Below are 9,590 nucleotides of genomic sequence, written 5' to 3' on the forward strand. Positions count from 1 at the left end.
TGGAGCTGGGCAAAGAGCTGGGCAAGGGTGTGTACCAACGCCTGGTTGGCACCCTGGAAGACAGCGCCGAAGACGGCTCCACCCAGGGGCTGATCGATTACTTCCGGGGTAGGCATCGCGGTTGATCCGTCAGCCAACTTGCTCGGCAGGGGGCTACGCAATAGCCCCCTTCGCTGCCTGGAACGGCTGGCTATGCGCTTTTCAAGCTCATACAAAAACTGGCTAGCGCTTGAACTATGCGGTCACATGCCTTGCCATCGCCATAGGGGTTCTGCGCCACGCTCATTTGACGGTAGGCGCGCTCATCCGTCAGCAACCTGGCCAGCTCCCCGACTATGACGTCAACCTGCGTGCCGACCAGTTTCACGGTCCCCGCCGCTACCGCCTCCGGCCGCTCTGTGGTATCGCGCATCACCAGCACGGGTTTGCCCAGCGCTGGTGCTTCCTCCTGAATACCGCCGGAGTCGGTGAGTATCACGTATGCACGGGTCATCAGATAAACGAACGGCAAGTAGTCCAGCGGCTCGATCAGGTGGATGTTGCTCACGTCCGCCAGCAACCGCGTTACCGGCTCACGTACGTTAGGGTTAAGGTGCACCGGGTACACCATGTCTACCTCAGGGAACTGCCGCGCGGTTTGCACCAGGGCCTGGCAAATGCGGTCAAAGCCATCACCAAAGTTCTCTCGCCTGTGGCCTGTAATCAATACCATCTGCCGATCAGCCGCAAGGTATTGGAACATGTGCTCGAATTGAGCCCTCAGTGTTGGCACCTCAAGTTTGCGCACCACTTGCAGCAAGGCATCGATCACTGTATTGCCGGTGATGAAAACACTGGCGTGGTCGATGCCTTCGCGCAGCAAATTATCGTGCGAGATGGCGGTAGGGGCGAAGTGCAGTGCGGCTAGCGCACCGGTCAGGCGCCGGTTGCCCTCCTCGGGCCAGGGCGAATACAGGTTATGGGTGCGCAGGCCGGCCTCAACGTGGGCGATCGGGATTTGTTGGTAGTACGCCGCCAGGCTGGTGGCAAAGGTGGTGGCCGTGTCGCCGTGCACCAGCACCATGTCGGGCTTGAATTCAGCCAGTATGGGTTTGATGCCATGCAAAATCGCGGTGGTTACGCCAGTCAGGTCCTGGCCGGGTTGCATGATGTTCAAGTCGTACTCGGGGCTGATCTCGAACAGTTTCAGCACCTGGTCGAGCATTTGCCGATGCTGGCCAGTAACGCACACGCGTGACTCGAAGCGGGAGTCGTTAGCAAGCTGAAGGGCCAAGGGGGCCATCTTGATGGCTTCTGGGCGGGTACCGAACACGATGAGGGTCTTGAGAGGCACAGCGGTGGTCCTCTTGCTTGGGTCCTTTAAGCAAACCGGTTTTCCGTGTTGAACAAATCTAGCAGCAGGCTGGCAGGGTGCCAGCCATGCCGAGGAGATTTGCGGGCCGGCGACAGGTTGCCTGAGAGGCGGGCCATGAGCGGCGGGTGCTGTAGGAGAATGGCCTGGTGCAGGTCGGCAGCCCGTATCTGACCAACGAGAATCTGGCTGTAAATTTAGCGAAACGCCTATAAAAAATGGGGCACGGCTGGTGTGGGCGTGCTGACGGCTTTTTTGGGTAGATGACGTTGAGCCCATTGCAGACAGTTTCTGTAACCATTCGCCACTGTTGGGGGCTGTTTTGCTGCGGGGGCAGGCACTAGGGTTTGTTGCGCAGCCGAAGGAAAACGGCTGCTGGAAAATGACCAACCCAAGGAGTGTTCTTCAATGCGCAACAACGTTCTGTCGTACCTGCTGCTGCCGCTGTTCGCCAGCCTGTCTTTCTCCCTTAGCGCGGCGCCTGCCAGCGCCACGGCGGTGCCCGAGCCGGTACCGGTGGTGGCCCAAATGCCGACCCAGCAGGCGCCACGGCTTGACCTGAACAAGGCTGATGCGCTGACGTTGCAGAAGGAGTTGAACGGGATAGGGAAAGCCAAGGCCGAGGCCATCGTCGCCTACCGTGAGGCTAATGGGCCGTTCGCTTCGGTGGATGAATTGCTGGAGATCAAGGGGATCGGAAACGCGTTGCTGGAGCGTAACCGGGACAAAGTGATGGTGGAGTAAGGGGAGAGGGGGCTGGGGCTTGTCGCCCTGGCCCTCAATCAAGCGCCTGGTGCGTCAGCGGTCTTGGTTGTCCTTTGCGTCCGCTTCGGCATTGCGCTCATGCACCTTGCGCAGTTGCTCGTCAGTCAGTGGCAGTTTTTTTGCCGTATCGCGCAGCATCATCAGCCCGCCGACGATGGAGCCGAGGGCTATGATGAGGATCAGCCAGGCATACCAGGGCATTGTCATACTCCTTAAGCGGGGGGGTGTGCAGTGCTTGTACGAAATTTGAGCATTAACCCGTTCCGTTGGTTCAATTATAGAAGCCAGCCGCCGCTGGGCCAATTCCGTGATCCATGGGCCCCAAAGCCTGCGTCACTTCGTTTACAATGCGCGCCGTTTTCGACTTGCCAAGAGACCCTGCCCATGTCCGCCTGCCAGACGCCCCTGATCGTCGCCCTGGATTACCCTACCCGTGAGGCCGCCCTGAAGCTGGCTGACCAGCTTGACCCCGCGCTGTGCCGGGTGAAGGTTGGCAAGGAGCTGTTCACCAGCAGCGCTTCGGGCATTGTCGAAACCCTGTGCGACAAGGGCTTCGAAGTGTTCCTGGACCTCAAGTTCCACGACATCCCCAACACCACGGCAATGGCTGTAAAAGCTGCTGCCGAGATGGGTGTGTGGATGGTGAACGTGCATTGCTCCGGTGGCCTGCGCATGATGGCCGCCTGCCGTGAAGTGCTGGACAAGCGCAGCGGCCAGCAGCCATTGCTGATTGGCGTGACCGTGCTGACCAGCATGGAGCGCGAAGACCTGGCCGGTATTGGCCTGGATGTCGACCCGCAAGAGCAGGTATTGCGCCTGGCGGCGCTGGCGCAAAAGGCGGGCATGGACGGTTTGGTGTGTTCGGCGCTGGAGGCCCCGGCGTTGAAGGCGGCGCACCCGTCGCTGCAGCTGGTAACCCCGGGCATTCGCCCTGCGGGCAGCGCGCAGGATGACCAGCGCCGTATCCTTACCCCGCGCCAGGCGCTGGATGCGGGTTCGGATTACCTGGTGATCGGCCGACCGATCAGCCAGGCCACAGACCCGGCCCAGGCGCTGGCTGCGGTGGTGGCGCAGATTCGTGGGTAAATAGCCCCCGGTAATGAAAAAGGCCAGCACGCGTGTGCTGGCTTTTTTTTCGGGCTGGATGAGGTGTGATGGCTGGAAGGTCCGGCAGGGCATTTTCTTTGCCTGTGAGATCGAGCGCCGCCCGCGCGGCGCTCGATCTCACAGGCGCTAAACCCCTCAAGGCATGCGCTTTCAGCCCCAAACGCAACTCACAACGTCACACCTTCAGCACCAACTTGCCAAAATTCTCCCCACTGAACAGCTTCAGCAACGTCTCGGGGAACGTCTCCAGCCCCTCCACCACATCCTCCTTGCTCTTCACCTGCCCACTGGCCAGCCAGCCGGCCATCTCCAGCGCGGCCTTGCCGTAGTCCTTGGCATGGTCCATCACCACAAACCCTTCCATGCGTGCACGGTTCACCAGCAGCGACAGGTAGTTGGCCGGGCCTTTTACCGCTTCCTTGTTGTTGTACTGGCTGATCGCACCGCAAATCACGATGCGGGCCTTGAAGTTGATGCGCGTCAGCACGGCATCGAGGATGTCGCCGCCCACGTTGTCAAAGTAAACGTCCACACCTTTGGGGCATTCGCGCTTCAAGCCGGCCAGCACGTCTTCGGCCTTGTAGTCGATGACCCCATCAAAGCCCAGTTCATCTTTCAGGTACTGGCACTTCTCGGCCCCGCCGGCAATGCCGACCACGCGGCAGCCTTTGACCTTGGCAATTTGCCCGACAATGCTGCCCACCGCACCGGCAGCGCCGGAGATGACCACGGTTTCGCCGGCCTTGGGTTGGCCAACTTCCAGCAGGGCGAAGTAGGCGGTCATGCCGGTCATGCCCAGTGCCGACAGGTAGCGGGGCAGGGGCGCCAGGTTGGGGTCGATCTTGTGCAGGCCCTGGGGCTCGCCGGTGAAGTAGTCTTGCACGCCAAGGGCGCCACTGACGTGGTCGCCCGGCTTGAACGCCGGGTGGTTGGACGCAACCACTTCGCCCACGCCCAGCGCACGCATGACCTGACCCAGGGCCACGGGGGGGATGTAGGACTTGCCTTCGTTCATCCAGCCGCGCATGGCGGGGTCCAGCGACAGGTACAGGTTGCGCACCAGCACCTGGCCTTCGCCAGGTTGTTCGGCGGGTACGCTTTCGAAGGTGAAGTCGTCACGGCGCACTGCGCCGACCGGGCGTTTGGCAAGCAGGAAGCGGCGGTTGGTCTGGGTCATGGCGGGGTCCTTGTGGGCAATGGAAGATGATAGGTGTTCAATCTACCTTGTTGATGTAGGCAGGTCCCTAACATCACTGACAAGCATGGTAGCTCAACCGTTGGTGTGATGATGCTGCCCGGCCTGGCGGTGTCTGACTATGCTCTGAAACCCACCATCCCCTGAGGAGCACGCAATGAGCATGACCTTTTCCGGCCAGGTAGCGCTGGTCACCGGCGGCGCTGCCGGCATAGGCCGGGCGACGGCCCTGGCGTTCGCCCATGAGGGCCTGAAGGTGGTGGTGGCCGACCTCGACCCGCTGGGTGGCGAGGCGACGGTGGCGCAGATTCAGGCCGCAGGTGGCGAGGCCTTGTTCATCGCCTGTGACGTTACCCGCGACGCCGAGGTGCGCCAGTTGCACGAGCGCCTGATCGCTGCATTCGGCCGGCTGGACTATGCCTACAACAACGCCGGCATCGAGATTGAGCAACACCGCCTGGCCGAAGGCAGTGAGGCGGAGTTCGATGCCATCATGGGCGTTAACGTGAAGGGCGTGTGGCTGTGCATGAAGTACCAGCTGCCCTTGCTGCTGGCCCAAGGCGGTGGGGCGATCGTCAATACCGCGTCGGTGGCGGGGCTGGGTGCGGCGCCAAAGATGAGTATTTACAGCGCCTCCAAGCACGCAGTGATAGGCCTGACCAAGTCGGCGGCCATCGAATACGCCAAGAAGGGCATCCGTGTGAATGCCGTGTGCCCGGCGGTAATCGATACCGACATGTTCCGCCGCGCCTACGAGGCAGACCCCCGCAAAGCCGAGTTCGCCGCCGCCATGCACCCGATAGGTCGCATTGGCAAGGTCGAGGAAATTGCCAGCGCCGTGCTGTACCTGTGCAGCGACGGCGCAGCGTTTACCACCGGGCATTGCCTGACGGTGGATGGCGGGGCTACGGCGATCTGAGCCAGGTGCGCACCCATGTCGCCTCTGGGCAGTATTCGCGGGTCGAGGCCCCTAACCGGTATGCAGGGCGACCTCTGCCAAGCTGAAAACGACACGCTCATAGCTATTTGACACTATTCTGACGCCAGGCCCTTGTTCATCGGCGGGCAACGTTGCCACCCTTGGCCTTCGGGATCACCTCGCACGCAGAAGGGGAATCGGCGATGGGCGCGAGCAAGCACGGTGTGCTGGCCAACCTGGGCATGGCCCGCAAACTCGGCCTGGGCTTTGCCTTGGTGCTGGTGCTGACCCTGGCGGTGGCGGCCATCGGCATCGCCGCGCTGGCCAGCGTTGGCCAGCGCTTCGACAGTTTGCGCCAACTGGCACAGTTCAATACCGACCTGCTGCGCTTGCGTCAGCATGAGCAGGCATTTGCCCTGCGCTCCGATATTCAGCAGGCCGAGGCCTTGCGCAGTGGCCTGCAGGGCTTGGCCGAGCGCGCCCGTGGCCTGCCGGCGTTGGTGGCCGCAGAAACTGACCTGGCGGCCTACGGCCAGGCGTTCGAGGCTTTCGTAGCCGCGGTGCAGGCCAAGGAGCTGGCGCTGGACATGGCCAGCTGGTCGGTGTCCAGCGTTGCCAATAACCTTGATGTGCTGCAGGCCGGCCTGGCCGATGACGGCGTCTATACCCTCAAGCAGTCCCAGGGCCAGCAGGGGGGCGAGTTTCTTGAGCAGGCTGCGCAGGTGGCACAGGTATCGCGGCTGATGTTGCAGGCCATGGACGAAGCGCGCGTACGCCTGGAAAAAAGCCGCAAGGGCGAAGAGGGCGTGAGCCAGGCGCGCATTGCCCAGACAGTGGAGGCTGCCAGCCTGGTTGGTCAGTTGCAGGGCACGGTCAGTGATGCCGGCTACCAGAGCGTGCTGGGCGAAGTGGCGGGGCACATTGGCAGCTTCTCGGAAAAACTCAATGAATATACCGACCAGCTGGCCCGTGAGCAGGGGCTCAAAGCCCAGTTGCAGGCCAGTGCCGAGCAGGTCACCGGGAGGGTCGACCAGGCCTACCTGACCCAGCAGCAGGCCCTGCAGGCCGAGCTGCAACGCAATGCTGTGGCCATTGCCTTGGCCACTGCCTTGGCGCTGCTGGTGGGTGTACTGGCTGCCTGGCTGATCACTCGCGCGGTCGTCGGCCCGCTCAAGCATGTCATCGGCCGCGCCCAGCGCATTGCGGCTGGCGAGCTTGGCTTTGACGCCCAGCCACCGCGGCGCGACGAGGTGGGGCAGTTGATGCAGGCCATGCAGCAGATGGCGGCGGGCCTGTCGGGCATTGTCAGTGGGTTGCAGCAAGGTATCGAACAACTGGCTGGCAGCGCCCAGGCGTTGTCGGCCGTGACCGAGCAGACCAACCGTGAGGTGGGCAGCCAGAAGGAGGAAACCGAGCAGGTGGCCACTGCCATGCAGCAGATGACGGCCACTGTGCACGATGTGGCGCGCAATGCCGAGCAAGCGGCGCAGGCCGCCCAGGCGGCGGACGACAAGGTCGGCTCGGGGCAGCAGGTGGTGCGTCAGAGCATGCAGCGCATCGAGCAGTTGGCGTCGGCAGCGGAAACGGCCAGCGCCGGCATCGACAGCCTCAGTGCCGAAATCCACACCATCGGCGACGTGCTCGAAGTGATCAAAAGCGTGGCCGAGCAGACCAACCTGCTGGCGCTGAATGCCGCCATCGAGGCCGCCCGCGCTGGCGAGCAGGGGCGTGGTTTTGCCGTGGTGGCCGATGAGGTGCGTGCGTTGGCGCGGCGTACCCGGCAGTCTACCGAGCAGATCGAGGCACTGGTTGCCAGCCTGCGCGGCAATGCCCAGCAGTCGGTGGCGCAGATCCGTGGCAGCACCGAGCTGGTGCGGTTGGCGGTGGCCGATGCGCTGCACACCGAGAGCGCGTTGGGCAGCATTGCTGCTGCGGTTTCGTTGATCCAGCAGATGAACCAGCAGATTGCTGCGGCGGCCGAGCAGCAGAGCTCGGTGGCGGAAGAGATCAGCCGCAGTGTCACGCAGATTCGCGGCAGTGCGGATCAGGCGGCGCTGGCAATGCAGGACAATGCCCGGTCGAGTGTGGAACTGGCGCAGTTAGGCATTGATTTGAAGGGGATGGTGGGGCATTTCAGGTTGTGATTCAGCAGGCTTTGTGCATACGGTCTTTGTGGGAGCGGCCTTGTGTCGCGAAAGGGCCGCTCCCACATTTACCGCGTTGCAGTCAGGCCTTGCGCGGGTTGAGGATCATCAAGGCCAGCACCCCCGCCACAATCCCCCAGAACGCCGAGCCAATCGAGAACAACGTAAGTCCTGAAGCCGTGACCATGAAGGTAATCACTGCCGCCTCCCGCTCGCGCGCCTCGCTCATGGCCACGGTCAGCCCGTTCATGATCGAGCCGAACAGCGCCAGGGCGGCAATCGACAGCACCAGCTCTTTCGGCAACGCTGCAAACAGCGCCGCCAAGGTCGCCCCGAACACCCCGGCGATGCCGTAGAAAATCCCGCACCATACCGCTGCGGTGTAGCGTTTACCTGGGTCTTCATGGGCGTGTGGCCCGGTGCAGATCGCCGCGCTGATCGCCGCCAGGTTGACCCCGTGCGAACCGAATGGCGCCAGCAACAGTGAGGCAAAGCCGGTGGCTGAAATCAGCGGCGAGGCCGGTACCTGATAGCCGTCGGCACGCAGCACGGCGACGCCGGGCATGTTCTGCGAGGTCATGGCCACCACGAACAGCGGAATGCCAATGCTGATGGTTGCCGCCAACGAGAAGCTTGGTGTGGTCCACACCGGCTTGGCCACCTCCAGGTGGAAGCCGCTGAAGTCCAGCAGGCCCAGGGCGCCGGACAATGCCGTGCCCACCAGCAACGCCGCCAGCACGCAGTAACGCGGCGACAGGCGCTTGACCAGCAGGTAGCTGAAGAACATGCCCAGCACCAGCAATGTGCGATGCTGCGCCGCAACAAAAATTTCGCTACCGATCTTGAACAGGATACCCGCCAGCAACGCCGAGGCCAGCGAAGCCGGAATCCGTTTGACCAGGCGCTCGAAGCTGCCGGTGAGGCCGCAGAGGAGTACCAGCACGGCACAGGTGATGTAGGCACCAATGGCCTCGCCATAGCTCACACCGCCCAGGCTGGTGATCAGCAAGGCGGCACCGGGGGTAGACCAGGCAATGGTGATCGGGGTGCGGTAGCGCAGCGACAGGCCGATGCTGCAGACCGCCATGCCGATCGACAGCGCCCAGATCCAAGAGGAGATCTGCGCGGTGGTCAGCCCGGCTGCCTGGCCGGCCTGGAACATCAATACCAGCGAACTGGTATAGCCGGTGAGCATGGCGATGAAGCCGGCGACCACCGCCGACGGGGAAGTGTCTGCCAGGGGCCGCAGGCGTGCGGAAGTGGCATCGGTCATGAACAAAGTCCTTGTAAAGGTGTAAGCAGTTTTTTCAGACTACAGCGAGCAAGATTGATCCTTGCCATACAGCGGCCATTGCTTTTAGCCGTACAGTCGCCAACTATTGGGCGCAATTGCAAAACTGCTTGGAGGGGGAGGGGCGATGTACAAGGTCTATGGCGACTACCAGTCGGGCAACTGCTACAAGGTCAAGCTGATGTTGAGCCTGCTGGGCCGGCCGTATGAATGGCACCCGGTGGACATCCTCAAGGGCGAGACCGAAACGCCTGAGTTTCTGGCGATGAACCCCAACGGCAAGGTGCCCGTGCTGGAGCTGGAAGACGGCAGCTACCTGTGGGAATCCAATGCCATTCTCAACTTCCTGGCCGATGGCAGCGAGTTCCTGCCCAGCGAACCGCGCCTGCGCACGCAGGTGTTGCAGTGGCAGTTCTTCGAGCAGTACAGCCATGAGCCGTACATTGCCGTGGCGCGCTTCATCCAGTTCTACCTGGGGCTGCCGGATGAACGGGTGGATGAGTACCGCAAGCTGCACAAGGGCGGCTACAAGGCACTGAGGGTGATGGAGCGACAGCTGCAGATGACGCCTTACCTGGTGGGTGAGCAGTACTCCATTGCCGATGTGGCGCTGTACGCCTACACCCATGTGGCGCAGCAGGGCGGGTTCGACCTGGCCGATTACCCGGCGGTACAGGCCTGGCTGGAGCGGGTCAGCAGCCACCCGCGGCATGTGCCGATGGTGGGTTGATTGTCAGCCTGTGCTGGCCCTATCGCCGGCAAGCCAGCTCCCACAGGGACCGCACAATATTCAGCCCTGTGATAAACCTGTGGGAGCT

Annotated in this window: 10 protein-coding genes and 1 pseudogene; 7 read left to right on the top strand and 4 right to left on the bottom strand. The window is 62.5% G+C overall.

Going from position 1 to position 9,590, the window contains the following annotated elements:
• Positions 1-125, top strand: a 125-nt coding sequence (locus ACK1VC_RS27200) for a hypothetical protein (protein ID WP_449118161.1), incomplete at its 5' end; no start/stop codon positions are given.
• A gap of 65 nt (positions 126-190) precedes the next feature.
• Here the strand turns inward: ACK1VC_RS27200 and wecB are convergent.
• Positions 191-1,333: a non-hydrolyzing UDP-N-acetylglucosamine 2-epimerase gene (wecB, locus tag ACK1VC_RS27205; RefSeq protein ID WP_096425731.1), complete on the bottom strand. Its 1,143-nt coding sequence runs from the start codon at positions 1,331-1,333 to the stop codon at positions 191-193.
• Between the two features lie 426 nt (positions 1,334-1,759).
• Here wecB and ACK1VC_RS27210 point away from each other — a divergent pair, with 426 nt between their 5' ends.
• On the top strand, positions 1,760-2,095 hold the full coding sequence (locus tag ACK1VC_RS27210; protein ID WP_016485401.1) for a ComEA family DNA-binding protein: 336 nt from the start codon (positions 1,760-1,762) through the stop codon (positions 2,093-2,095).
• 54 nt (positions 2,096-2,149) lie between these two features.
• On the opposite strand, the gene ACK1VC_RS27215 is transcribed toward ACK1VC_RS27210, so the two are convergent.
• Positions 2,150-2,317, bottom strand: coding sequence for a DUF2897 family protein (locus ACK1VC_RS27215; protein WP_016485402.1), 168 nt, complete (start codon positions 2,315-2,317; stop codon positions 2,150-2,152).
• Between the two features lie 183 nt (positions 2,318-2,500).
• Here ACK1VC_RS27215 and pyrF point away from each other — a divergent pair, with 183 nt between their 5' ends.
• A complete protein-coding gene (gene pyrF, locus ACK1VC_RS27220; protein WP_016485403.1) occupies positions 2,501-3,202 on the top strand; it encodes an orotidine-5'-phosphate decarboxylase in 702 nt (233 codons plus the stop codon).
• A gap of 196 nt (positions 3,203-3,398) precedes the next feature.
• Here pyrF and ACK1VC_RS27225 read toward each other — a convergent pair whose 3' ends face one another.
• Positions 3,399-4,400 carry an NADP-dependent oxidoreductase gene (locus tag ACK1VC_RS27225; protein ID WP_023047774.1) on the bottom strand — a complete coding sequence of 334 codons (1,002 nt, stop codon included), beginning with the start codon at positions 4,398-4,400 and terminating at the stop codon, positions 3,399-3,401.
• Positions 4,401-4,575: 175 nt separating this feature from the next.
• On the opposite strand from ACK1VC_RS27225, the gene ACK1VC_RS27230 reads away from it, so the two are divergent.
• From ACK1VC_RS27230 to ACK1VC_RS27240, 3 genes and pseudogenes are all read left to right on the top strand, one after another.
• On the top strand, positions 4,576-5,337 hold the full coding sequence (locus tag ACK1VC_RS27230; RefSeq protein WP_191087373.1) for an SDR family oxidoreductase: 762 nt from the start codon (positions 4,576-4,578) through the stop codon (positions 5,335-5,337).
• A 755-nt stretch (positions 5,338-6,092) separates the two neighbouring features.
• Positions 6,093-6,572 (top strand): annotated as a pseudogene (locus ACK1VC_RS27235) (methyl-accepting chemotaxis protein); the annotation flags it as partial.
• Positions 6,573-6,776: 204 nt separating this feature from the next.
• The gene (locus ACK1VC_RS27240; RefSeq protein WP_371855235.1) at positions 6,777-7,481 is read left to right on the top strand and encodes a methyl-accepting chemotaxis protein; all 705 of its coding nucleotides are present in this window, start codon (positions 6,777-6,779) and stop codon (positions 7,479-7,481) included.
• A gap of 82 nt (positions 7,482-7,563) precedes the next feature.
• Here ACK1VC_RS27240 and ACK1VC_RS27245 read toward each other — a convergent pair whose 3' ends face one another.
• The gene (locus ACK1VC_RS27245; RefSeq protein ID WP_016485407.1) at positions 7,564-8,754 is read right to left on the bottom strand and encodes a benzoate/H(+) symporter BenE family transporter; all 1,191 of its coding nucleotides are present in this window, start codon (positions 8,752-8,754) and stop codon (positions 7,564-7,566) included.
• A 145-nt stretch (positions 8,755-8,899) separates the two neighbouring features.
• Here ACK1VC_RS27245 and ACK1VC_RS27250 point away from each other — a divergent pair, with 145 nt between their 5' ends.
• On the top strand, positions 8,900-9,502 hold the full coding sequence (locus ACK1VC_RS27250; protein WP_016485408.1) for a glutathione S-transferase family protein: 603 nt from the start codon (positions 8,900-8,902) through the stop codon (positions 9,500-9,502).
• Positions 9,503-9,590: the final 88 nt, after the last annotated feature.

The sequence above is a fragment of the Pseudomonas sp. XP2 genome, from assembly GCF_053557975.1.